Consider the following 24,569-nt stretch of genomic DNA (forward strand, 5'->3'; position numbering starts at 1 on the left):
ACATCTCGACCAAAACCGCTATTGAGGCAGAGTCACAACCCTGCCTCCTGCGGCATCGGCATCGGCAATGTCATGGGTCACCAACAAAACTGGCAGCCGCGCCGCGCCGGCTCGGGTAAAGACGAGGTCCCGCATTCTGTCCCGGAGACCGACATCGAGACGCGAGAAAGGCTCATCCAAAAGCAAGGCATCGGGCTCCGCCAGAAGCATCCGCATCAGGGCCACTCGGGCGCGCTGGCCTCCGGAAAGGGTCTCGGGATCGCGGGCTTCAAACCCGTCCAGCCCGATCTCGGACAGGGCGGCCTGAATGCGCGCGGCCCGGTCCGGGGTACGGGGCGGCAGACCAAAGCCGACATTCTGACCAACAGACAGGTGTGGGAACAACAGGTGGTCCTGAAACAGGATCCCCACGCGCCGCTTCTGAGACGGCAGGGCATTCAGAACCCGCCCATTCAACGCTATGCGCCCTTCAAGACGAAAGGCGGGCGACAAAGTTCCGGTGATCGCTGCAAGAATGGTGGATTTCCCAACCCCGGACGGCCCCATCAGGCTCAGAACCTCTCCGGGCGCAATGTCAGCTGATAGCTGCACCAGTCCTCTGCCATCGGCATGAGAGATCGAAAGCTGATCCAGTGAGAGGCCCTGTTCAATCATGGCGTAGTCCGCTTTTGTTGCGATAGACAATTCTGGGGATCATCAAGGCCAGCAGAAACGGCAGCCATGCCGTGAACGCCAGCGCGATGGTCCAGACCCCTATCGCACGGCGATCACCGCCTGAAAACAGGGCCAGAGCCTCAGTCGTCAACGTGTTCAACCGCCCGCCCGAGGCCAGAAGAGTGGCCAAATATTGGCCGACTGACACCGCCATCCCCACCGCAAGAGCCGTCAAGATCGGAGCCAGCAACATTGGCAGCCGGATACGCCAAAGCACTCCGACCGGTCCCAGCCCCATAGCGGCCCCAATCGTAGCATAGCGGCGGTCGAGCGCGCGGTAGGGGCCTGCCAAGGCCAGAAATACGTAGGGCAGAACAAAGACCAAGTGGGTCAAGATCACGGGAAGGATGCCCTGCGCCGCTCCGATCTGGATCATCAGGATCTGCAGGCCCGGCAAGAAAGCGATCTGAGGCAGGATGAGCGGTAGGTACAGGATCACCATACCTGTCTTGTTCATTTTGCGCCGGGTGCGGAGTTCTGCGTTCAGGCAGCCGATCACCAGAACCAGAGCGATCAGTGCGGTGGAAAACGCCAATGCCAAGGTGAGCAGGGTGACCTCAACCGCGTCCAGGCCGTGGCGCTCCCAGGACATCAGGCTGAAGCTGCTCGGTAGCGCGTCGGGAAACCTCCAACGCCCGGCGAAGGACCAGATGAACTGACTGATCAAACCCCCGAAAACCGCGATGCCCGCCGTGAGTGACATTACGAGGCCAATGGTTCTGAGGGCGGTGTCGCGCAAGCCCGTGCCGCGCGTTCCGCTTTCAACACCCCGGTTGATCAGCGCGGCCACGGCCCTTTCACCACCCCGCCAGACCATGATGGCTGCGGCCACCAGCCCCAACTGAACCAACGCAGCTGCCGCAGCGGGCGCGCGCAGGGCCAGATCGGGGTCCGTCATCCAGCGCAGGATGAACATGGACAGAGTCGGCGGGCGCGACGGTCCCAATACCATTGTGACATCCACATTCGACATCGCGTAAGCCAAGACCGCATTGATCGGCAGCCGGATCTGCGTATACAGCGCGGGCATCACGGCCAGAAACCACCCTCGGACCCTGCCGTAGCCGAGCACCTGCGTCACACGCATCCGTTCGGCCGATTTGATCTGAGGCAGCGCGGCCAGCGACATCAGCAGCAGAAATGGCAGTTCTTTAATCATCAGTCCCGCAATCAAGGACCACCCGCCCGGGTCTTGTAGGATCAGCACGTCAGGAGGGCGGGTCCATCCCGTCAGACCGGGCGAGATGAGCCGCGCAATCCAGCCAGACGGCGCAATCAGGAACGCCAGCCCCAACGCGGCCGCCGCATGGGGTACGGACAAAAGGGGCGACAGCAGCGTCTCAATCCGCGAAAACGCGCGTGTGCCCTGCCAACCTGCGATCAGCAGAAAACACCCGATCAGCGCCCCAAGCGTCGAAAGGAAACCGGTTTTGAACGACAGCCAGAGGGCTTGGCCCACGCCGGGCTCGGCCCAGAGGCGCGTCCATGGATCAAATGAGAACCCGTTTTGCCCGTCCGGGCGCATGCCTCCGAAGGCCGGAAGGATCGTTCCCAAAAGCCCGGCAGCGATGGGACCCAGCAACAACGCTATGGTTAGCGTCGGTGCCAGCCCCCATGGTTTGCCGGGGCTTAGGTCAGTTGCCAACGCCGTAACGCTCAGCCCAATCCGCTTCGATCCGGGTCATCCAGCTGGGATGCGGTTCGGGCAGGGCTTGGCCAAGTTCGGCGGGCGAAAGCGTTGCCACGCCCAGCTCCAACGCGTCGAACCCAGCGCGGTCCTCCGCCGAAAGGGCGGCCATGTCCAGCACGGTGCTAAAGCCCAATACGTCCGGGTCTTGCGCGCGCAGTTGCGCCTCGGGGCTCATCAGGAAATCAGCAACGACCATGGCACCCACCTTGGCCGAGGCATTGTAGGGGATCGCCACAAAGCTGGCATTGCCCAGTGTTCCATCATCCAGAACGAAAGTCCGCGCGCTTTCCGGCAGCTGCTGGTTGGCAATGGCCGTTGTCGCCTCACCCGGAGAGAAACTGATCGCCATGTCGACCTCTCCATCATTGATCAGCTGCAGTTGGCTTGGCCCGGTTTGCGGATAGGCGCGACCTGCACGCCAGAGGTCCGGAGTTACATCCTGCAGCCAGTCCCACAATGGCGCCGTCACCTGCGCATAGTCGTCGCCGGCGGGCTGTTGCAGGACGGCCGGGTCCTCGACCAATTCGATTAGCATCTGTTTCAGGAAGGTCGTTCCCAGAAAGTCAGGGGGCTGAGGGAACGTGAACCGACCCGGGTTCGCCGCCGCCCATTCGCGAATTGCCTCGGCGGATTTGGGAGGCTCAGGCAGTACCTCGCTATCATAGATGAACACGACCTGCGCCATGGCCCAAGGGCTTTCAAACCCTTCGGTCGGGACGGTGAAATCTGTGGTTACGGTCTTGCCGTCCACATCTACGAACCGCCAATTGGGCAGAGCCTCAGCAAAGGGGCCGAACAAAAGATCGGCCTCTTTCATGGCACTGAAATTGGCTCCGTTGATCCAGATCAGATCAATCGCTCCGTCCGTGTCCTGACCGGCGGATTTCTCGGCAATCACCCGGCTGACCGCATCGGCCGTATCGGTGAGTTTCACATGCTCGACCTTGACGCCATGTTCCTCTTCGACGCGGGTTCCGACCCATTCGATGAAATCGTTGATCGTGGTCGAGCCACCCCATGCATTCCAATAGACGGTCTGGCCGTTGGCCTCATCCAGAACGTCCTGCCAGTTTGCGGGATCAGGTTCAGCCCATGCTGTTCCGGCCAGCGCCGCGCAGAGGGCAGCAAATAGATGTTTCATGGGTTTTCCTTGCGTTTATTCCGAGTGAGTGAAGACCTGCCGCGCCAACAGGATGCGCGAAATGGCGGTGACAAAGCAAACCGCGCCAAACGCCCATGCCATCGGGCTGAACCAGTTGGGCAGCAGGCAGATTGCGATGAAGAAGGCAATGGTTTCAGTGCCTTCCAGAAGACCGCCGGTAAAGTAGAGCGACTTGGCACCGTGTTTCTGCGACTCCAACCCGCGTTTTTCGGCGAGGATCGCATAGCCCAGGAAGGTCGCGCCGTTGAAGTAGAAGCTGACCAGCAACCACGCTCCGGCCAGGGCATTTGCCGACGGGTCCGCCCAGACAAACGCCATGGGGATCGCACCGTAGAACAAAAAGTCACAAGTGATATCGAGATAGCCGCCAAAGTCGGTCTTACGCCCAGCGCGCGCGATTGCCCCATCCAGACCATCCGCCAGACGCGACAACAGGATGAACAGGACGGCCAGAACCTGTAAACCTAGAACGATCGCGCCAGCCGCCATCAGGCCGAACCCCAGACCCACCAGAGTCACAAGATCAGCCGAGACACCACGCGCCGCCAACCCCCGCCCAATCGCGTTCAGCGGCGGATCGATCAGTGGGCGGATGCGGGCATCAAGCATGGTTGGCCTCCGCGCAGTCTACTGATGGCACAGAGACGCAGCTTTCACACGCCGTGGCATTGGGTAGAATTAAAAAGAGAAGGCCGTTTTCCAACCTGAGTTGCCTCACTACCGGTTTGCACGACATCCACAGGATCGTGCTATTTTGCTTGGGTACGATTAAAGAACGAAGCGGTGAAAGAAAAAAGGAATACCGCATCTTCACGCTGTTGTGTCATCTGCAACACGAGAAGATAGTGGCGTTCCGGTCGGCAGGTGCGGCTTTTCGTTGATTTGATAATTTACCAACAATAGTTTCAATTCATAAAACCTATTTCACGCCTAGTTCGCGCAGAGGAAACATGCCCCGCCCTAACGCCAACAAGGACCTTAACCTCAAAGGCTTGGAGTTGTTTCAGATCTGCGCCCAGAAAGGATCGCTTCAGGCCGCAGCCGAAGAAACCGGCCTGACCATCAGCACCGTCTCGCATCATCTGCGCAATCTAGAAGACCACCTTGGGGTTGAACTTTTCAACCACGCGCGTAGGCCGATGGTCCTGACGCCAAAAGGGCAGGTCTTTCTGCGCAATATCAGTGACGCGCTCTATGCCATCCGCAAGGCCAAGGCCGAAGCATCTGCCGGAAATATTGCCGAGGCGAGTTACCTCAGGATTGGCACGATCGAGGATTTCGACAGCGATATCATCCCTGAACTGGCCGTCTTTCTTTCGGGCCACATGCCGAGCTGCGATTTCATGTATCACACTGATTCCAGTCACGCGATCGTCGAGATGCTGCGCAACCGGCATCTTGATCTAGGGATCACGACCACCCCAGAGGACCGGCTGCGGGACCTGCAGGATCGCCCATTGTTACGAGACCCGTTTGTGGTGGTCCTCCCTCGGTTCAGCGAGAAATCCCTTTCCGACATTGTCGAAGGGCGCACCAAACTGCCGTTCTTGCGGTTTTCCAGCAATTTGATCATCGCCCGGCAGATCGAATCTCAATTGCGGCGGCTAGGGCTTTCACCGCAGTCCAATTTCGAATGCAGCAACAACCAGACTTTGATGGCTATGGTCGCCGCAGGTGCGGGCTGGACCATCACTACCCCTTTGCTGTTCTCGCGTGCCAAAAGGTTTCACCAAAATCTCAGCATGCACAAGTTTCCGGGCAAAAGCTTTGCCCGCACGCTTGCGATTGTCTCTACACCCGATTGTTCGCGGTCCGTTTTGGACCTGATAGATGGCAAGATGCGCGCACTGATCCGAGATCGCGCTTTGACTGCGCAATATGAGAAAACGCCGTGGCTGGCGGACAGCTTCAAACTGGTGGAATGATCAGATCAGAATATTGAACCGAGACCTGATGGCCTCCTCCTGCTCAGAGGTGAGGTATGAGGGGTTGTGTTCACGAAGAATCTCGCCCGCGCGGGCCTTTGCCCTACCCCATGCATCTTGAGCGCCATTTTCGGCCCATGTGCGCGGCTCAGCTCGATCAGCAAGTGTGGGGTAGAAGTAATCCCGTTCCATCGCGGCATGAGTGTGCTGTCCACCCAAGAAGTGCCCATCACCCAGAACGGCATCACAAATCGCATCGAACCCAAGGTTCTCATCCGTCACCTCGACCCCGCGCAAGGCGCGATAGGTGTTGGAGTGCATCTCATCATCCAGCACGAAAGCCTCAAAACTCGCCCCCAACAACGATGCGGTCATGCCAGAACTTTCGTAGATCAGGTTCCCTCCCGCCAAGGCCGCAGCCATGGAGGTTATGCCTTTCTCCATCCCATATTGCGCGTCTATGGCCTTGGCGTCGGTCATGGAACAGGCCACACCCGAGGGCAAACCAAGCCAATTGGACAGCTGCGCCGACGCGGCATTCAACACTGCTGTCTCTCCGCTACCGCCGGAAAATGCCCCGGTGCGCAGGTCGATGACCAGAGGCCAGTTCGAGAACACCATCGGAAAACCGGGCTGGATTGCGTGGACCATCAATAGGGCCGCCAAGGTTTCCGCCAGAGACTGCGCCAGAAACCCCGCCAAGGTCGCAGGCGCCGTTGCTCCGGCCTGCGCCGCCGTGATGCACGAGATCGGAATGTTGTGTTTGATGCATGCGTAAGTGACATCCACTGCATCTTCGCCATAGCGCATGGGCGATATCACCGGGCTGATATGCGCCTTCATGAACGGGCGTTTGGCAAATTCTCCAGGCCCTCCCGCGGCAATGTCCAACATCTCGACTATCGGAGCGACATATTCGGCCAGCGTGAACGACGTCGCCGTCGGTTTCGTGGTGTTCTTGAGCAGCGCGAAAACGGTGTTCACATCCAGATCGTAGTTGTCCGGCACATCGGTCGCCACGCAGCAACGTGTGAACCAGCTGATATTCGCCAGCGTGTCCTGTAGCCGCGTAAAGTCATGCAGGTCCTTCAGAGTCGAAGGCCGATACAGCGCGCTTTCCATATCAAGCGTCTGCACCGCGGCCCCACCGGTTCCGAAATACACTTTATTGCCACCAACTTCGATCGACCTCTTGGGATCGCGGCCATGCAAGGTGAAGGTCTTCGCGGCTTGATCAATCGCCTCTTCGACAAGCTCGGGCGGGAACAGAACGCGCCCCTTGCCGTTGTCCACGGCACCCACGGCCAACAGATCGTTCCGCAATCTGTCCGGCGCCTCTCCGATACCCAATTTCTCAAGCAAATCGAGGGCAGTATCATAGATGCGGCGCAGTTCGGCTTCGCTGAGCGGCTTATACATTCCGCCGATTTGACCGGGCGGGCATGGATCAAACGCGGGCTTGGCTGCTCGTTGTGCCAGACGCCCTTTGCGTCCACCTCGCTTGCTACGCTGTCCAGCCATTCCCAGTCCTTTGAAACGGGGGGTTTGTGACATCAAGCAAGAAGAATTGTTGCCCGTGGCGCAAGATCATCTCTTTTACTTCGAAAAAATAGATTTCTAATTTTGATAACGTCTCAATGCATCACTCTACAATTGCACATGGTGACAAACGGACTTCGTATGCAGGGCAAGCGAACTCCGGAGGCTCACCTGCCATGAAATCCCGTACCAAAGTTGTTGTCATCGGCGGCGGCATTGCCGGATGCTCTACGCTCTACCACCTGACACAGGAAGGCTGGAGCGACGTGGTTCTGGTCGAGCGGAACGAGCTGACCAGCGGAACCACATGGCATTCGGCGGCGCAGGTGACGAATTTCGGTATGAACCAGACCATGGTCGGGCTGAAGACTCATTCGATCAATCTGTACAAGGAACTCTCCGAAAACCCGGAATATCCGATCAACTACCACCACGCCGATGGCGGCATCCGACTGGCCAATACCGAAGCGCAGATGCAGGGGTACCGCCACTTCGCCTCGATGGCGCGCGGGATGGGCGTGGAGTTCGAGGTAATCGACGCCGAGGAATGCGCCCGCCGCCACCCACTGATCTCGACCACCAACCTGTTGGGCGGATTGTGGGACCCTCTGGACGGAGACATCGACCCGGCCCAGCTGTGTCAGGCGCTGGCCTATCATGCTCGCAAAGCTGGCGCAGAGGTCTATCGCAATACCCCGGTCACCGCGCTGACCCAACACAAGGATGACACTTGGACCGTGCATACGGAACATGGCGACATTGATTGTGACTTCGTCGTCAATGCCTGTGGCTACCGCGTGAACGAAGTGGGCGCGATGATGGGGGTTCACCATCCCGTCGCCTCGATGGAGCATCAGTATTTCCTGACCGAGGATATCCCTGGTATTGCCGAAGCCGGTCACCGGATGCCTTTGCTGCGCTGCCCAATCAGCGATTATTACTGCCGTCAGGAAAAGGGTGGGCTGCTGGTCGGGTTCTATGAGCAGGATTGCAAAACCTGGGGCATGGACGGGATTGATCCGAATTTTGTGAATGCCCTCTGCCCCGATGATCTGGAACGCGTCATGGACGTTCTAGCCGGAGCGTTCGAGCGGATGCCAGCATTGGAAGAAACCGGCATTCGGTCCATCGTGAACGGACCAATCACCTATACCATCGACGGAGCCCCGCTGGTGGGTCCGATCCCCGGTAAACGCAACGCCTTCTGTATCATCGGCCTGCGCGCGGGGTTGGGCGAAGGCGGCGGCCATGGCTGGCTGCTGGCGCAACAGATCGTGCATAGTGACGCCTGCTATGACACATGGTGCCTCGATCCGCGTCGGTTCACCGGCCATACGAATGTGGAACTGACTTCACTGAAGGCTATCGAGGACTATCAGAACGAGTTCCGGTTCCACTTCCCGCATGAACATCGCCCCGCCGGACGCCCGGCCAAGACAACCCCGCTGACGCCCGTTCTGGCAGCCGAAGGGGCCGAGTTTACCGTCGTGAACGGGTGGGAGCGGATGGACTACATCAAGCCATCGCCCGATTTTCACCCGACCCTTACCTTCAACTTTGACGAGGCGTTCGACATCGTCGCCGCCGAAGTGAAGAACGTTCAGGAGAACGTTGGCCTGTGCGAAGTCAACGGCTTCAACCGGTTCGAGATCACCGGTACCGATCGCCACAGCTTCCTCGATCGTATGATCTGCGGCACGGTCACGAAGCGCGGCAGCCGCGTGGGTCTGGGCTACCTTCTGAACCACCACGGCATGGTCAAAGCTGAAGCCACCGTGGCAAACCTGCCTGCCTCGGATCGGGGGCCAGAGCGTGTATGGTACGGCTCGGCTGCGGCCAGTGAGTATCATGACATGGACTGGCTGACCCAACACATCCGCAAGGATGAGGATGTTCAGATCCGATCCTTGACCAATGACCAGACCATTCTGGTTCTGGCTGGCCCCAAGGCCCGCGATGTTCTGTCGGCCTGCACCCGGGGCGACTGGTCGAAAGAGGCCTTCCCCTGGCTGTCCGTGCGTGAGTGCTTTATCGGGTTCGCCCCGGCCACGGTCATGGGTGTCAGCTTCTCGGGCGAGTTGGCCTATGAAATCCACGTACCCAACGCCTCGCTCTACGCGGCCTATCTGGGCTTGCGCGCGGCGGGTGACGCCCATGGCATGAAGCTGTTTGGCGCGCGCGCGGTGGAATCCATGCGGATGGAGAAGGGATTTCTGCATTGGAAATCCGACATTCTCACGGAATTCGACCCATATGAGACCGGCTTGGATCGGTTCGTGAACCTGAATAAGGGCGAATTCATCGGCAAGGAGGCCCTGTCGGAACGCCACGCCAGCGGCAAGCGCAAGCAACTCGTGACGCTGCAGATCGACACTACCCACGCACCCGCTCACGGCGGGGCTTCGTTGATGCAGGGCGACACTGTGGTGGGCACCGTCACCTCGGGCGATTGGGGTCATCGGGTCGGGCAGAACCTGGCCTATGCGTTCATTGATCCCGCGCTGGCGGGCGAAGGCACCAGTGTGCTGATCGACATGTACGGCGATTTGGTCGACGCGCAGGTCATCCCTGCCTCACCCTATGATCCTGAACACGCACGGATGCGCGCCTAGGCCGTTTCCACCCCAGCCAACAATTCACGAGCGAGGCGCATCTCAACCGTTTGATTTCCGCCCGAGATTGCTTCGAAAGCCCCTTGAAGCTCTGTTTTTGCAATCGCCGTGCAGTGAAACCGCTCGCAGGTTCGGGCGAAATCTATAGCAGTATGCAGGGCAAACATCCGCGCCTTCTGGTCCTGTGCGCGGGACAAAGCCTGTCGGAATTCCGCCTCGGCTGGACTGGTCGAGGATTTCGCCAGCGCATAAACCCGGTCGGTTTCTGCCTGCGCCCACCCCTCGTTGGTCAAACGCTGATGTTCACGCGCTTCCGCCAATGCGGTCAGAGCGCCTTCGTGGTCGCCCATGGCAAGCGTGACTTCGGCAATCAGCGTCATGAAGAACGGTTTGTGATTTCCCGCTCCACTGGCCCACCAAGCATCCGTCGCCCTTTTGAGGTCCTTGATGGTGTCCGGGCCAGGGGATGCGTAGGCCTTGACCCAGCTTCTCCAGACATTGGCCGTCAGGGTCATGAAGGTGAACGCGTGCTTGTTCGACAGCTCTTCCAGTTGCTCCATCTCTCGGGTCACAGAGTCCGGATCGCGACGCAAAAGATGCAGCATGCACAGGTAAGTCAGAGCCTGCGCCACGCTATGGGCATGTTCAAGGTCGCGGGCAGCCTCAACCGCCTGTGTCTGGATCTCCAGCGCCTTGTCCGGCTCACCGCGCATCCAGGTTGCGAGGCTCAGGAAGCAAGAGGTTATGGCCGCGTGGTCGGATCCATAGACATAGGCCAGATGCGCATCGCGGTCGGGGCGGTACAGCGCCAACGCCTGTTCGAGATGCGCGTGGGCGGGGTCCAGCTCTCCGATATGAAACAGCACCGCGCCCATCGCCCGATGGGCCACCATCTGATGTTGCGTTTCGCCTGATGTTTCCGCCAAGTCCAGAAGTTGCCGCGCCACGATCCGCGCCAAATCATATTCACCGCGCACCAGATGAAAGGAATAGAGGCCGTTGAGGACTGGGAAGAGGTTCTCGGTCTCATCCATGCGTTCGCACAAGTCCCGTATCCGGGCATAGGTCGAACCGGTTTCATCCGCCGCGATACCGGCCGTTGAGCGTAGCACCCCTGCGCGCAGGGTCTGAATCTCGATCTCTCGCTTGTCACGCTCAGTACTGGTCGCCTGGTCGCCCAGCAGATCAAGCGCCAGGGACAGCTGCGTATTCGCCTCGGTATTGGCCGAGCGTTTGACGGCGCGCTGACCGGCCAGATAGCGACAGTCGATCGCCTCATCCACCATCCCAGCAAGGGTATAGTGATGAGCCAGGACTTCGGGGCCTGCATCCTCGACCGCCGAGGTTTTCTGGTCCAGCGTCTTGGCAACCCGTTCGTGCAGAACCCGGCGTTCGGTTTTCAAAAGACTGTTATAGGCGGTGTCCCGGATCAGGGCGTGGCGATAGCTGAAGATCTGGAGCGCGTCATCGCCCGAGGTCGTGACGATGCCAGCCTCAACCAACAGGTCCAAGCCGGACCGCAGCACGGTATCGCTGAAGCGCGACACTTTCGAGATCAGCGGGTACGAGAATTGCGGCCCGATCACAGCCCCGATCTGCGCCACTTCCTTGGCCGAGCTCAAGCGATCCAAACGTGCCATCAACGCATCATGCAGCGCACTGGGAACCGAGCTTGCAGCAGAGGCCCCTCCGCTGGCGCGGGCGATTGGAGCATCGGGCATATCGCCGGACTCCAACAGATCCTTCGTCACCTCCTCCACGTAGAGCGGTACGCCATCGGATCGGGCCGCCACCAGTTCGTACATGGCGTCGGGGATGTCCTGCCCCTGCGCGACCTCATTTGCGATGCGTTTAACGTCTTGAAAATCAAGCTGCCTGAGCACCACTTTGGTCAGATTGGATTGCAACGCCCAACCCGGGTCAAACTCCGGTCGGAACGTCATCACCACCATCACCGGAAGATCCCGGAGACGGTCCACAAGCCGATCCATCAGCGCCTTTGTTGTCGGATCGAGCCAGTGCGCGTCCTCAAAAAACAGCAAAACCGGCTTATCGTATGCATCGGCCAGCAAATGGTCCAACAACATCTCATGTGTCTGATCCATGATCTGCTGCGGCGTCAGGGTCAGCGGCCCCAGACGATCCTCAAACGGAATCGACAAAAGGGACGCAGCCAATCGCAAAACCTGATCTGAAGGGTCTTTCAAAACCGACAATGTTTTCTCCAGTTTTGCCTCATCCGAGTCCTCGGACCGCAGGTCGGCAACATGGTGAAGCCGCCGGATGATCGGATAGAACGAGCTGGCAAAATGATACGGAGAACATTGCAGCCGAATTTGCTCATGCGCGCCTTGAGGGGTTTTCTGCCGCAACTCTTCAATCAGGCGCGATTTCCCGATCCCCGGCTCTCCGGACACCAGCACGATTTGACCTTCGCCCTCACTGGCCAGCTTCCACTTGTCGCTGAGCGTCTCATATTCCGTGATGCGACCGATCAGAGGGCCGAGTGAGGCACCCTCAACGCGCCTGAAACGACTGTCCGTGTCGCGCGCGCCGATCACTTGCCACGCCTCAACTTCTTTCGTGAACCCCTTCAACTTGAAGGACCCTTGTAGCACATAGTCGAAGGCCCCACCGGCCAACTGATGGGTCCGAGGTGACACGATCATGGTGCCGGGTTCCGCCATCGCCTGAAGACGGGCGGCCAGATTGGGTGTCTCACCCATCGCGGTGCCGTCTTCGAACATCTTCTCGCCGCGCAAATCGCCGACCACAACCAGACCGGTGGCGATCCCAATCCGCACCTGAAGTTTCGCGTGAGTGCGGATTTCGGGCACTTCTCGGATGATACGCAAGCCGGCGCGGATGGCGCGCTCGGGGTCTTCTTCATGGGCCAGCGGGAACCCGAAGAACACCATAATCCCGTCGCCGTAGTAGCTTGCAATCTGACCATCGAAATCCGCGACGGACGCCGCGCAGGTCTCTTTGAACAGCCGTAGAACCTCGGCCAGATCTTCGGGATCGACCCGCTGCGAAATCTCGGTCGAGCCGACAAGGTCAATGAACATAACCGTCAGCTGACGGCGTTCGGCCACGATCGACGCGCCCAGCGCCGTGTTTTGCGGCCGGGCGTTGCCATCAGTTGTTGCGCGCACCGCCTTCATGAACCGCCGCCGTGGCCCAAGAGGCAGGCCAATGGTCACGAGGTCTTCGTCGGTCAGCTCTGTCAGGTCGCCCAGTTCAATCTCATTGTCGGCGAAGGCGCTGGCGTATTTGGCCAGTCCGTGCTTGCTCAGCCAACGTTCGATTTCGGCCATACCATCCCTTCCAAGGCTGCGGGCGTCCTCTCAAAAACTGAATGCCGTGAGGGTCGCCCAGCGCTCGACCCTACGAAAACAAGGGGCAAGGGATTGGTCAAGGGTCTACGCGCCATGGGTCTTGGGCACTACGCCCCCGCGTTGCAGATCAGGTCATCGCTTGCCAGATGGTCGATCAACGCGCGGACCCGCGTGGTCAGGCGCCGGTTTTGCGGGAAAAGGGCGGCCACGACATAAGGCGTGACCCGGTGTTCGGCGAATATCTCGACCAATTCCCCGGACCTGAGCGCATCGGCCACCGTGTAGGCCGGACATCTGGCAACGGCCACGCCTGCAGCGGCCAGCCGCGCCGAAGCCGCAGGCGCATTGGCCTGAAGGCGACCATTGACGTGAACTGCCACCTCGTTGCCATCAACATCAAACCGCCAGACTGCAGGGTCGCTCATATTGCCGTCCAGAATGCACTCATGCGTGGCCAGGGCGCTTGGATGCGCGGGCACACCTGCACGGTCGAGATAGGCCGGAGACGCGCACACAATCAGCGGCATCGGCCCCAACCGGCGCATCTTTAGGGAACTGTCTCGTGTCGGCCCGATCCGGATCGCCAAATCCAGACCTTCTTCAATGATCGACACCCGGCGGTCTGAAAGGTTGAGGTCAATTTCGACCTCAGTGTGCTGTTCGACAAAAGCCGCCAGCGACGGGGCCAACCGTAGTGAGCCGAACCCTGTCGGCGCAGAAATCCGTATCACACCGCGCAGAGACGTTTGCGCATTGCGCACCGCCTCCTCCATTTCGTCAAACCCGTCCAGAAGCGGTTCGCACATCGCCAGGTAGGTCGCCCCCGCATCGGTCAGGGATACACTGCGGGTCGTTCGGTTCAGAAGCTGAACGCCCAGCGCCTCCTCCAGATCGGCCACGTATTTGCTGACCAGACGCGACGACCGCCCCAGCCGCTGGGCTGCCAAAGTGAATGAGGCATTCTGCGCCACCAGCGCAAAGGCGCGCATTCGGTCGATCTTGTCCATGTTTATTACGCCCTCCCAGGGCTTAATGATCCCCTGAAACTGCGCATTATCGCCCATTATGGCAAGCTGTATCTATAGCCGCAGAAGCAAATCCACGCATGACAGGAGCTGACAAATGTCGAACGCAGTACGTATCCACCACTTCCCGAAATCTGGCCACGCGCACCGCGCTCTGGTCTTTGCCAAGCTGGCCGGTATCGCCCATGAGGCCGTTTTCGTCGATCTGGCCGCAGGCGCGCATAAAACGCCCGAGTTTCTGGAGATGAACCCCAACGGGCAAGTCCCGGTGCTTGAGGATGGTGTTGTTGTGGTCTCGGATTCCAACGCGATCCTCGTATACCTCGCCCGCCAATACGCCCCCGACTGGATGCCAACCGACCCGGTAGGCGAAGCGGCGGTGCAGCGCTGGCTGACCCTCGCCGCGGGTGAGATCGCATTCGGATCCGCGGCGGCGCGGTTGATCACGGTGTTTGGTGCACCTCTGGACGTCGATTTTGCCGCCGCTACTGCAGCCAAGGCGATGCAAAAGCTTGAACAGGGACTGGAAACCCGCGACTGGCTGGTTGGCGACCGACCGACCATCGCAGATGTCGCCGCCTACTCCTACACCGCCCACGCACCCGAGGGGAACGTCTCGCTCGACCCCTATCCGAATGTGCGGGCATGGATCGCCCGGTTTGAGGCGCTGGACGGGTTCGAGCCGATGCCTGCCACCGCCGTGGGCCTCGTTGCGTGAGCGTCTGCGTCAAACACCCCATCGGAGGCTTGCAATGACACCCCAAGAACCCCGCCACCCACTGCCGCCCTTCACCCTAGAAACCGCCATTGAAAAGGTTCGCCTGGCGGAAGACGGCTGGAATGGCCGCAACCCGGCCAAGGTCGCGCTGGCTTACACGCCGGACAGCAAATGGCGCAACCGGGCCGAATTCCCTGTTGGCCGCGCCGAGATCGAGGCGTTTCTGACCCGCAAATGGAACAAGGAACTGGACTATCGCCTGATCAAGGAGCTCTGGGCCCATGACGGCAACCGCATCGCGGTGCGATACGCCTATGAATACCGTGATGACAGCGGAAACTGGTTCCGGGCCTACGGCAACGAGAACTGGGAATTCGACGAAAACGGCTACATGGCCAACCGGTACGCCAGCATCAACGAATTGCCGATCACAGAGGATGATCGCAAGTTCCACTGGCCTCTGGGCCGTCGCCCGGGCGACTATCCGGGGCTGAGCGATCTGGGCCTTTAAACACACACCAAGGAGGTAAGACGATGTCTGGCACGGATACTCCGTTTCACGCGGGCGAACTGGCGGCGCAGATGCGGGCGGGTGCGGGCGACATAGCCCGCAGGGCCGCTCCGTACATTCGCGACCACTTGCCAGACCAGCATCGCGCCTTCTATCAGGCGCAGCCGTTTCTGGTGGCTGCGTCCAGCGATGCAGAGGGCCGCGTATGGGCGACAATCATTGAAGGCGAGGACGGGTTCGTTCATTCGCCTGATCCCCGCAAATTGACCGTAGATACCGTGATCGACCAGCGTGATCCGTTGGCAGAAAGCCTGAGAAAAGGGGCTGATATCGGCGTTGTCGGCATCGAGCTGGCGACGCGCCGACGCAATAGGTTCAGCGGTCGGACCCGCCCAACCGATACTGGTTTTGCAATCGACATCCGCCAGAGCTTCGGCAACTGCCCTCAGTACATCAATGAACGTGACTGGCGGCGGGTGGCCACCAATAAACCGGCAGAGGCGGTAGTCTCAGGCCGTCTCAACCCCGAACAGATCGCCCGTATCAGCGCCTCGGATACCCTGTTCATCGGGTCCGGTCGACATGGTCCGCAACAGACGGCGTCGAACGGGTTTGATGCCTCTCATCGCGGAGGGACACCCGGCTTTGTCCGCGTGGTCGGCCCAAACCGCCTGCGTATCCCGGACTATTCCGGCAACAACTTCTTCAACACGATCGGCAACCTGTTGGAGAACCCCCGCATCGGGCTGCTATTCGTCGATTTCGCGACCGGAGGGCTGCTGCATCTGTCCGGGCGGGCTGAGATCTACTGGGCACCGGCCGAGGCGCGTGATCCCAACGTTCTACGCATGATCGACGTTCAGGTCGACTCCGTGATTGACCGACCAAACGCGCTGTCGCTGAGATGGTCGACTGAACCGACACCATCGAGGCAGCTGGTCGTTACGGACAAGATTGCCGAGGCCGAGGGGATCACCTCATTCCACCTTCGACCCGCAAATGGAATTCCACTTGCCGCGTTTGCGGCGGGGCAGCACCTGCCGATTGTGCTCAGCGTTCCGACGCATGACACCAAGCTTAGGCGGACATACACCCTGTCCGGCAACCCGGCCGACGACCACTACAGGATCACTGTGAAACGCGAACCGAATGGTGCTGCGTCCCGCTTTCTGCACGACAAGGTGCAAGTGGGTGACATGATCGAGGCTAAGCCGCCGGCCGGAGATTTCGTGATCCCGTCAGGAGACACCCCCCTTGTCCTCGTCAGCGCCGGAGTTGGCGTGACCCCGATGATCGCAATGCTGCATCAGACTGTGGCGCAGCACCCTGATCGCCCGGTGTGGTTCATACACGCCGCACGCAACGGACGGTTTCACGCGTTACGGGGCGAAACTGACCACCTGATTGCCACCAGCCCAACCGCACAGAAACGGATCTACTACAGCGCGCCCGAGGCCCAGGACGTGGCGGGGCAGGATTTTGACATCAACGGCCGGATTACGGCGCAGGAGTTGATCGCATTGAATGCCGTTCCCAACGCTCAGTATTTGCTCTGTGGTCCATTGGATTTCATGACCGACCTGAAATCCGGCCTTGAAGCGTTAGGGGTCGGGGAAAACCAGATCCATTTCGAGGTCTTTACCACCTGAGCGCGTCAGCGCCCACACTCTGATCCGACCATCCTGCAAGGCGTATTGATCGTTCTCACTGTCAGGATTATCTATCTCAGATGATTGATAAAAACGGTAAACGTGTTGTTTTTTCGCGGTTCAAGGTCCTGGCGCTCTTCATAGCGGTGCTTTGGGCGATACAGGTTCTCAATTGGACGGTTGGGTACCGCCTGAACCTCGCGTTCGGGCTGATCCCAAGGCAGATCGCCGGGTTGGACGGTATCTTTGGCATGCCACTTCTGCATGCCAGCTTTCCGCATCTCATTTCTAACACGCCTCCGCTGATCCTGATGGGGGCCTTGCTGGCGGCAACGGCAACACGGGCGCTGTTGGTCGTGAACGCCGTGATCATCGCTTTGGGCGGAGCGCTGGTCTGGCTGTTCGGAAACACAGCCATCCATATCGGCGCATCGGGTCTGGTGTTCGGGTGGTTCGGCTTTCTGGTCGCGCGCGGATTGGTTGATCGGTCGCCCGTGACCCTTGCCGTGGCCATGGTGGTTGGGGTGCTTTACGGATCAATCCTTTGGGGCGTGCTGCCCGGCCAGCCCGGCATCTCGTGGGAGGCGCACCTGTTCGGCGCAATCGCAGGCGTTGCCGCAGCCTTGCTTGTCCGAACTCATGTACATGCCCCCCGGATTTTGAACGTGGACCAACCATAGACAAGCATCACGGGAAAGGGGTTGATTGCGGATCGCTGACACACCCTTGGCGCTGGGAATTGCGCGATGCTGATCGACGTATCCTCGCCCACCGCGTTGGTTGGCGGAACAAGCGGGTATGTCGCTTGCCGCCAATGCCAAACAACACGCCTTTGAGGTGTTTGCGCACGGGCATTGTATCTTGACGCATTCAGAAGCGCGTGACGCCAAGAATTAAATTTGTATATCGCTGATTTTCGCAGAATTGCTCAGCACCCAATCATGGTTCCTGCTATTGCGGCGCTTGAAGAAGCCGCGGGCGATCCATGCGCCCGCGGAACAGGTCAGCTAGACCTACTGTGTTTTTGTCATCGCCGCACGCAGCAATTCCGGGCGATCCGATTGTGACGGCAGGAACACGGCCTGAGATCCGGCATCCAGCGCGGACAGGCTTGCGTCATACCATTGCATCGCCAGATCGCGACGCTCTTGCACGCCGAAGCCTTCGCGAAGGTGGTGACCGATCAACTCTCCATAGGCGGGTTCACCCATGGCAACCAGCATCAGGGCCGAGCCTACTGCGCTGTCCATATTGTCCTGACGGTAGCCCATCGCCAGACAAACCTTGCTGGTCGCGGCAAGGTCTTCGGGGCTTAGACCGGAATCCAGAGCCAGCTTGCGCATCTGCGTTTCGGCGTCGGCTTTCGACGTCAACGACAGCGAGACGACCTGAGGTGCGAGCATCTCACCATAGGACTCGCATTGCGCCGCTACTTGATCTGGTGTCAGGCCCTGAATGTCCTGCATCAGATCCTCACCCCGTGCCATGGCGTAGCTGCGCGCAAGACAGAACTGCTCGCTCAGGGCGAAATCTGGGTCCGACATGTTCGCCAGCGTCGTGTAGCCGCCATTGGTCGAAGTTTGCAGCATCACTGCACTACAACGGTTGGCCAGCGACGGGCCACCGGTACCGCCCGCAAACAGGCTCGGCAGCGCTGCAGTGGCCGTTTCGGTCACTTCCGGCTCGGGCGCTGGTTCTGCAGGGGCCGCCGTCGCAGTCACAGGTGCCACAGGTTGCGGTGCGGGCACCGGAGCGGCGGCCACAGCTGTGCCCGTTTGGACTTGCCGACGATAGGCCATCAACAAAGGCTGTCCGGAGAGCTGAGTGCTGGCCTGACCGCCACTCGTACCCCAGTAATAGGCCTGCATCAGGAAATCGCGCTGATACGGTTGGAAATCATACCCGTTGACTGGGTATCCCATGGACGCCTGATACCGTTGGATTGCAGCTCGCGTGCCGCCACCCACCTGACCATCAACACGCCCCGCATTGTAGCCGAAATAGTTGAGCGCCGTTTGCGTCTGCGCCCCTTGCGAGGTGGATGGGATGCCCGACCGATATGTCCCGGTGGTCGAGCGCTGCGCTTTCTTCTTTTGCTGATCTTTGCCGATTGCGTAGCCAACCACGCCTCCGACGACCGCGCCACCGATGAAATCACCCGCATCTGCCCGGGCGATCTGGGGATTCGCGGTAGACAAAGCGAAGGTCAAACAAAGTGCTGCCACTAAACGAAAAATCATAATTTACCTCCAAAACACAACAACAATTGGAGGAAACTATAGCACAACGTCGCCGGGCTTGCGGAAAAAAGGCGGATCAGGATCTTTGCAGATCGACCCGCCAGTAGATGCCGCCGCCGGATTCATGAAACCAGAGGCGGCACGCGTTGGTATCAGCCGCGTTGCCCCACATGGCGGCCTGCCCCTTGAGGAGTCGGCAGCTTGGCGTGATCTTCGGCAAAAGCGGTCAGTTTCGCGGCCACACCCTCGGTCGGCAGAGAGGTCTTGCGCGCGTTCAAATCCATGTGCAGCAGCAGGGTTTCGACAGTGGCCGCGACCTCTCCATCCGGGCCGTGCAGACGGTGGAACAGGTGCATTTTCTTGCCTTCACCGCGCAGAACCTGCGTTGTGACGGTCAGCCGATCCCCTGCATGCAATTCCGCATGGTACTGCACGAAATTTTCGACCGTGAAATAGCTGTTGCCCGCGGCGATATAGTCTGCATCCGCGTCGATCATCAGCATGAAATTGTCCGTCGCCTGGGCCGAGACCTCGATATAGTGGGCCTCATTCATGTGGCCATTATAGTCTGTCCAACTTTGCGGGATGACACGATCCACCGTGATCGGCAGATCATCACCTTCGGGGTCAGGCAACATCGCTTCGTGCGCGTTCAGAACGCCGCCCGCACCACTGCCGGTTTTCTTCAGCGCTCGCATCATCCCGATCAGGTTGTCATCGCGCAGACGCTCCAGTTCGCGGATCGACATATGGCCGGATTGCGCGTCCGACTGACCCGCGATCAGGTCGACCAGTTCATCGGTAAATTCCGGCACATCCATCAACTTGGTCCAGGGCCATTGCAGGGCCGGGCCGAATTGCGCCATGAAGTGTTTCATCCCCGCCTCGCCACCCGCGACGCGGTAGGTTTCGAACAGGCCCATCTGCGCCCAGCGGATGCCGAACCCCATGCGGATCGCTTCGTCGATTTCTTCGGTCGTGGCGACGCCATCCTTGACCAGCCAAAGCGCCTCACGCCAGACAGCCTCGAGGAAACGGTCGGCGATATGCGCATCAATCTCTTTGCGCACAGTCAGCGGATACATCCCAATGGACCGCAGGATATCCGACGCCTTGGCACATGTGTTGGCATCCCCCACCAGCTCGACCAGAGGCAGCAGGTAGACGGGGTTGAACGGGTGCGCGACGACGACGCGACCGCCGTGTTCGTTCAGTTCAGAGGGTTTGAACCCTGAGGTCGAGGACCCGATCACCGCATCCGCAGGCGACAGCTCGTCGATCTGCGCGTGGATCTTGTGCTTGAGGTCCAAACGCTCGGGCACGCTTTCCTGAACCCACGCGGCGCCGGCCAAAGCCTCGCCCATATCGTCATGAAAAGTCAGAGTGCCCTCGGCTGGCAGCGCCTTGTCATAAAGGGCGGGCAAGGCGCGGCGGGCATTGGCCAACACCTCGCCGATTTTGCGCTCGGCTTCCGGGTCCGGATCAAAGACCGAAACGTTCCAACCGTTCAGCAGGAACCGGGCAACCCAGCCCCCGCCGATCACGCCGCCGCCGATAATGGTTGCTTTTTGTGTCATGGCGCAAGTGTCTCCGTATGGCCATCGATGGACAGAACCTGCCCCGAGATTTTGGTCCCTGCCTCCGAGGCAAGGAAATGAATGCTGTTCGCCACGTCCTGCGCCGTGACCCATGTTTTCATGGACACGCCGGTCACATAGGCGGCGCGCATGGTCTCAATGCTCTGACCATGGGCTGCGGCCTCGTTGGCCAACACACGCTCCATCCGGTCGCCTTCAACAGCACCGGGGCAGATCGCGTTGACGCGGATGCCAAAGGGGCCAAGCTCCATCGCGAGGGTTTTGGTCAGACCGATCAGGGCCCATTTCGCCGCCGCATAGGGCGACCGCATCGGATAGCCCATGATCCCAGCGGTGGACGAGGTCATGACGATCAGGCCACTTTTTTGCGCCTTCATGACCCGCGCCGCCCAGCGGCAGGTCAGATACGAACCATTCACGTTGGTGGCGAGGCATTGCTGCCACGCGTCATAGGCAAGGTCTTCGATCGGCCCGGCGGGGCCGCCGGTACCGGCATTGGCGCAGACCACATCAATGCCGCCCCATTCCGCCTCAACGGAACTCAGGAAGGCGTCCATGGCGGACTCCGAGGTGACATCGGCCACCACGGCGATACTGCCGGGATGCGCTTCGGCAAAGCTCTGAACCGCGGCAGGGTCTGCATCGCAGACCGCGACCCGTGATCCGTCTTGAATGAATTGCTCCGCAATGACGCGGCCAATGCCAGCCGCGCCTGCGGTTACAAGAACGCGCCTGTTCATTTCGCGACGGGAGCGCGCTTGGTCAAGCCCAGTTTCTCGCGCACGGCGTCCGGGCCGATGATCTTGGCGCCCATGTTCTCGATCACCGTCACGGCACGTTCGACCAGTTGTGCATTGGTGGCTAGAACGCCTTTTTCCAGAAACAGGTTGTCCTCAAGCCCGACGCGGACATTGCCGCCCGCCAGAACCGATTGCGCAACGTAGGGCATCTGATCGCGACCCAGCGAGAAGGCCGACCATGTCCAATCAGACGGCACCGCATTGACCATCGCCATGAAGGTGTTGATGTCGTTGGGGGCACCCCACGGGACACCCATACACAGTTGGACCAGAGCGTTGGGCTCCAGAATACCCTCTTTCACCAATTGCTTGGCGAACCATAGGTGGCCGGTGTCGAAGGCTTCGATCTCTGGTTTCACGCCAAGATCGGTCATCATCTGACCCATCGCCCGCAACATGCCGGGGGTGTTGGTCATTACATAGTCTGCCTCGGCGAAGTTCATTGTGCCACAGTCGAGCGTGCAGATCTCGGGCAGGCATTCGGCGATATGCGCCATCCGCTCTGTCGCCCCGATCATGTCAGTGGCCGCTTCATTGACCGGAAACGGGTTTTCGGTCGGGCCGAACACAAGATCACCGCCCATACCGGCCGTTAGGTTCAGCACCACATCGACCTCAGCATCGCGAATGCGGTCTGTCACCTCGCGGTACAGGCCCAGATCGCGCGACGGCACACCGGTTTCCGGGTCGCGCACGTGGCAATGCACAACGGCAGCCCCCGCCTTGGCCGCATCAATCGCCGAGTTGGCAATCTGCTCGGGTGAGCGCGGCACATGCGGAGACTTGTCCTGCGTCCCACCCGATCCGGTGATGGCACAGGTGATGAAAACTTCGCGGTTCATGGCAAGGGGCATAACTTTGTCCTTCGATCAGCAGGAATCGCGCCTTGGAAAGGCGACTGAATGCGGCAACGCTACTTTCAAAACTCCGGAACAAACGATACATTTATCGTCAGGAGGAATACTTTTGTCGTCATCCCCTCATGAGCATTTCGAGTTCCTGTTGCTGGACGGGTTTTCCAACATGGTTCTGGCCAGCGCGCTGGAGCCGTTGCGGGACGTCAAGATGCGCGCGCTCTACGCCAGTCCGGGTTGGGAGATCACCAGCCTGAACGGCGAACCCGTGGAAAGCTCGAGCGAAATACAAGTTTCTCCCAATCGGGTCTTCGACCCAGCAAAATCGACCGGAACGCTGGTCATTGTGGCCGGTTACCGCGTCCGGCAGCAAATCAACAGAGAGCTTCTAGTTGCGATCCGACAGGCTGTTCGGACTGCCAAGCGCGTTCTGGCCCTGGATACCGCGGCTTGGATTTTAGCCGAAGCCGGAGTTCTGGACGGGCACCAAGCCACGATCCACTGGCAAGAGTTTGATGCCTTTCGCGAAAGCTTTCCCAAAGTGAACGTGTCCAGCGCCCGGTTTGTTCAATCCGGCCCGTTTCTGACCTGCGGAGGGGCCAGCACAGCGCTGGGACTTACACTTGACCTGATCCAGAACCTGTTCGGTCCCGCCGCCGCGTTTGATGCCTCGAACATGTTCATCTACGACCCTGCCCGCCAGTACGAGCTGAAGCGTGGTTCTCAACAATTGCAAGATCGTGGGTCACCGAAACTGCTGGACGCGCTGAATGTCATTGCCGAAAACGTTGAGACTCCGCTGACAACCTTTGAACTGGCCGAACGCGTCTCGCTCTCCGAGCGCAGCCTCAGCCGCGCATTTGCAGATGAGCTGGGGATGACGACTGGCAAATACTACAAGCTCTATCGTCTGCAACATGCGCGCTATCTGGCGCAGGAAACGCGACTGAGTGTCGAACAGATTGCCCTAAGATGCGGGTTTTCCTGTGCGTCGGCCTTGGGGCGGTCGTTCACCCGTGAATTCGGCCGCCCGATCAGCGCCTTTCGTCCGCAAAACCGAAACGGGCCTTCCGATGGGACAGCCCGCTCCGTCTAACGCTTGGCAGATCACGCGGCAGCGATCTGACCTGCCTTTTCAACCAGCACCTCCGCCTGCCGGATCGAGGCATAGTCGATCAGGCGACCGTCCAGCGAGACAGCGCCCTTGCCTGCCGCCTCTGCATCGGCCATCGCGACGAGAATCCGCTTGGCCTTGTCCACCTCGGCATCCGAAGGCGACATGACCTCATTGGCCAGCGCGATCTGGCTGGGGTGAATGGCCCACTTGCCCTCACAACCCAGAACCGCTGCGCGCTTGGCCGCCGCGCGATAGCCAGCGGGGTCCTGAAAATCACCGAACGGGCCGTCGATCGGGCGCAGGCCGTTTGCGCGCGCCGCAACAACCATACGCGCCAGCGCGTAGTGCCACATATCACCCCAATGGGTCATGCGGCCGCCCTCAGGATCGGCGTCCGTCAGGACCGAGTAGTCCGGGTTCACACCGCCAATGATGGTTGTCCGCGCACGGGTCGAGGCCGCATAGTCGGCAACCCCAAAATGCAGGCTTTCGTTGCGTTTCGATGCGGCAGCAATCTCGCTGACATTCTGCATGCCGAGCGCCGTTTCGATGATATGCTCGAACCCGATCCGCTTTTTGTAGCCCTTGGCGTCCTCAATCTGGGTGACCAACATGTCGACAGCATAGACATCGGCGGCAGTGCCGACCTTGGGGATCATGATCAGGTCTAGACGCTTACCGGCCTGTTCGACCACATCCACCACGTCGCGATACATATAGTGCGTATCCAGCCCGTTGATCCGCACCGACATGGTCTTGTTGCCCCAGTCGATGTCATTCAGGGCCTCGATGATGTTCGCTCTGGCCTGTTCCTTTTCGTCGGGCGCGACGGCGTCTTCCAGATCCAGGAAGATCACATCCACATCCGACTTGGCCGCTTTTTCAAACATGCCGGGCTGGCTGCCCGGAACAGCCAGTTCGCTGCGGTTCAGACGGGCCGGAGCCTGTTCGATTGGGTGAAAGCTCATGGTTAAGAATCCTTGGTTTTACAGGTTCGTATAGATAGGGAAGCGGGCGCAGAGGTCGGCGACTTCGGCTTTGACCTTGGCCTCGACCTCGGCGTTGCCGTCTTCGCCA

Annotated in this window: 19 protein-coding genes; 7 read left to right on the forward strand and 12 right to left on the reverse strand. The window is 59.8% G+C overall.

Annotation, left to right across the window (positions count from 1 at the left end; translation table 11 throughout):
- Nucleotides 1-18 precede the first annotated feature (18 nt).
- Genes ACR0IP_RS09105 through ACR0IP_RS09120 form a run of 4 tightly spaced genes read right to left on the reverse strand, consistent with a single transcriptional unit; the run spans nucleotide 19 to nucleotide 4,175 of the window.
- On the reverse strand, nucleotides 19-651 hold the full coding sequence (locus ACR0IP_RS09105; RefSeq protein ID WP_170377480.1) for an ATP-binding cassette domain-containing protein: 633 nt from the start codon (nucleotides 649-651) through the stop codon (nucleotides 19-21).
- On the reverse strand, nucleotides 647-2,359 hold the full coding sequence (locus tag ACR0IP_RS09110; RefSeq protein ID WP_480525117.1) for an ABC transporter permease: 1,713 nt from the start codon (nucleotides 2,357-2,359) through the stop codon (nucleotides 647-649). Before ACR0IP_RS09110 ends, ACR0IP_RS09105 begins: the two co-directional genes overlap by 5 nt.
- The gene (locus ACR0IP_RS09115; RefSeq protein WP_170690171.1) at nucleotides 2,349-3,545 is read right to left on the reverse strand and encodes an ABC transporter substrate-binding protein; all 1,197 of its coding nucleotides are present in this window, start codon (nucleotides 3,543-3,545) and stop codon (nucleotides 2,349-2,351) included. The genes ACR0IP_RS09110 and ACR0IP_RS09115 overlap by 11 nt, the downstream gene beginning before the upstream one ends.
- A 15-nt stretch (nucleotides 3,546-3,560) precedes the next feature.
- On the reverse strand, nucleotides 3,561-4,175 hold the full coding sequence (locus ACR0IP_RS09120) for a CDP-alcohol phosphatidyltransferase family protein (protein WP_170376907.1): 615 nt from the start codon (nucleotides 4,173-4,175) through the stop codon (nucleotides 3,561-3,563).
- Between the two features lie 341 nt (nucleotides 4,176-4,516).
- On the opposite strand from ACR0IP_RS09120, the gene ACR0IP_RS09125 reads away from it, so the two are divergent.
- The gene (locus ACR0IP_RS09125) at nucleotides 4,517-5,491 is read left to right on the forward strand and encodes a LysR family transcriptional regulator (protein WP_480525119.1); all 975 of its coding nucleotides are present in this window, start codon (nucleotides 4,517-4,519) and stop codon (nucleotides 5,489-5,491) included.
- Here the strand turns inward: ACR0IP_RS09125 and ACR0IP_RS09130 are convergent, their stop codons facing one another.
- A complete protein-coding gene (locus ACR0IP_RS09130) occupies nucleotides 5,492-7,012 on the reverse strand; it encodes a trimethylamine methyltransferase family protein (RefSeq protein WP_480525121.1) in 1,521 nt (506 codons plus the stop codon). It abuts the gene before it with no gap.
- A gap of 194 nt (nucleotides 7,013-7,206) precedes the next feature.
- Here ACR0IP_RS09130 and ACR0IP_RS09135 point away from each other — a divergent pair, with 194 nt between their 5' ends.
- Nucleotides 7,207-9,642, forward strand: a complete 2,436-nt coding sequence (locus tag ACR0IP_RS09135) for a GcvT family protein (RefSeq protein ID WP_480525123.1) — start codon at nucleotides 7,207-7,209, stop codon at nucleotides 9,640-9,642.
- Here the strand turns inward: ACR0IP_RS09135 and ACR0IP_RS09140 are convergent.
- Nucleotides 9,639-12,959 carry an adenylate/guanylate cyclase domain-containing protein gene (locus tag ACR0IP_RS09140; protein WP_480525125.1) on the reverse strand — a complete coding sequence of 1,107 codons (3,321 nt, stop codon included), beginning with the start codon at nucleotides 12,957-12,959 and terminating at the stop codon, nucleotides 9,639-9,641. The two genes, ACR0IP_RS09135 and ACR0IP_RS09140, sit on opposite strands and share 4 nt — an antisense overlap.
- Nucleotides 12,960-13,087: 128 nt before the next feature.
- Entirely contained in the window at nucleotides 13,088-13,987 is a 900-nt protein-coding gene (locus ACR0IP_RS09145) for a LysR family transcriptional regulator (RefSeq protein ID WP_480525127.1), read from the reverse strand.
- A gap of 115 nt (nucleotides 13,988-14,102) precedes the next feature.
- On the opposite strand from ACR0IP_RS09145, the gene ACR0IP_RS09150 reads away from it, so the two are divergent.
- From ACR0IP_RS09150 to ACR0IP_RS09165, 4 genes are all read left to right on the forward strand, one after another.
- On the forward strand, nucleotides 14,103-14,723 hold the full coding sequence (locus ACR0IP_RS09150) for a glutathione S-transferase family protein (RefSeq protein ID WP_480525129.1): 621 nt from the start codon (nucleotides 14,103-14,105) through the stop codon (nucleotides 14,721-14,723).
- Between the two features lie 34 nt (nucleotides 14,724-14,757).
- The gene (locus ACR0IP_RS09155; protein ID WP_480525131.1) at nucleotides 14,758-15,234 is read left to right on the forward strand and encodes a nuclear transport factor 2 family protein; all 477 of its coding nucleotides are present in this window, start codon (nucleotides 14,758-14,760) and stop codon (nucleotides 15,232-15,234) included.
- A gap of 23 nt (nucleotides 15,235-15,257) precedes the next feature.
- Nucleotides 15,258-16,883 (forward strand): FAD-binding oxidoreductase, encoded by a 1,626-nt coding sequence (locus ACR0IP_RS09160; protein ID WP_480525133.1) that lies wholly within the window; start codon nucleotides 15,258-15,260, stop codon nucleotides 16,881-16,883.
- 80 nt (nucleotides 16,884-16,963) lie between these two features.
- Nucleotides 16,964-17,563 carry a rhomboid family intramembrane serine protease gene (locus ACR0IP_RS09165; RefSeq protein WP_170554824.1) on the forward strand — a complete coding sequence of 200 codons (600 nt, stop codon included), beginning with the start codon at nucleotides 16,964-16,966 and terminating at the stop codon, nucleotides 17,561-17,563.
- Nucleotides 17,564-17,896: 333 nt separating this feature from the next.
- Here the strand turns inward: ACR0IP_RS09165 and ACR0IP_RS09170 are convergent, their stop codons facing one another.
- The 4 genes from ACR0IP_RS09170 to bcoG all read right to left on the reverse strand — a co-directional run bounded on the left by ACR0IP_RS09170 (nucleotide 17,897) and on the right by bcoG (nucleotide 22,375).
- Nucleotides 17,897-19,123, reverse strand: coding sequence for a peptidoglycan-binding domain-containing protein (locus tag ACR0IP_RS09170; protein WP_480525135.1), 1,227 nt, complete (start codon nucleotides 19,121-19,123; stop codon nucleotides 17,897-17,899).
- Nucleotides 19,124-19,275: 152 nt separating this feature from the next.
- Nucleotides 19,276-20,700 carry a carnitine 3-dehydrogenase gene (locus ACR0IP_RS09175; protein WP_480525137.1) on the reverse strand — a complete coding sequence of 475 codons (1,425 nt, stop codon included), beginning with the start codon at nucleotides 20,698-20,700 and terminating at the stop codon, nucleotides 19,276-19,278.
- Nucleotides 20,697-21,461 carry an SDR family oxidoreductase gene (locus ACR0IP_RS09180; RefSeq protein WP_170679702.1) on the reverse strand — a complete coding sequence of 255 codons (765 nt, stop codon included), beginning with the start codon at nucleotides 21,459-21,461 and terminating at the stop codon, nucleotides 20,697-20,699. The genes ACR0IP_RS09175 and ACR0IP_RS09180 overlap by 4 nt, the downstream gene beginning before the upstream one ends.
- A complete protein-coding gene (bcoG, locus tag ACR0IP_RS09185; protein ID WP_480525139.1) occupies nucleotides 21,458-22,375 on the reverse strand; it encodes a 3-dehydrocarnitine:acetyl-CoA trimethylamine transferase BcoG in 918 nt (305 codons plus the stop codon). Before bcoG ends, ACR0IP_RS09180 begins: the two co-directional genes overlap by 4 nt.
- 112 nt (nucleotides 22,376-22,487) lie before the next feature.
- On the opposite strand from bcoG, the gene ACR0IP_RS09190 reads away from it, so the two are divergent.
- Complete coding sequence (locus ACR0IP_RS09190) at nucleotides 22,488-23,471, forward strand: GlxA family transcriptional regulator (protein WP_480525141.1); 984 nt, start codon at nucleotides 22,488-22,490, stop codon at nucleotides 23,469-23,471.
- Nucleotides 23,472-23,482: 11 nt separating this feature from the next.
- On the opposite strand, the gene ACR0IP_RS09195 is transcribed toward ACR0IP_RS09190, so the two are convergent.
- Complete coding sequence (locus ACR0IP_RS09195; protein ID WP_475219881.1) at nucleotides 23,483-24,460, reverse strand: HpcH/HpaI aldolase/citrate lyase family protein; 978 nt, start codon at nucleotides 24,458-24,460, stop codon at nucleotides 23,483-23,485.
- Between the last annotated feature and the right edge of the window lie 109 nt (nucleotides 24,461-24,569).

The organism is Ruegeria sp. AL11 (assembly GCF_056540865.1).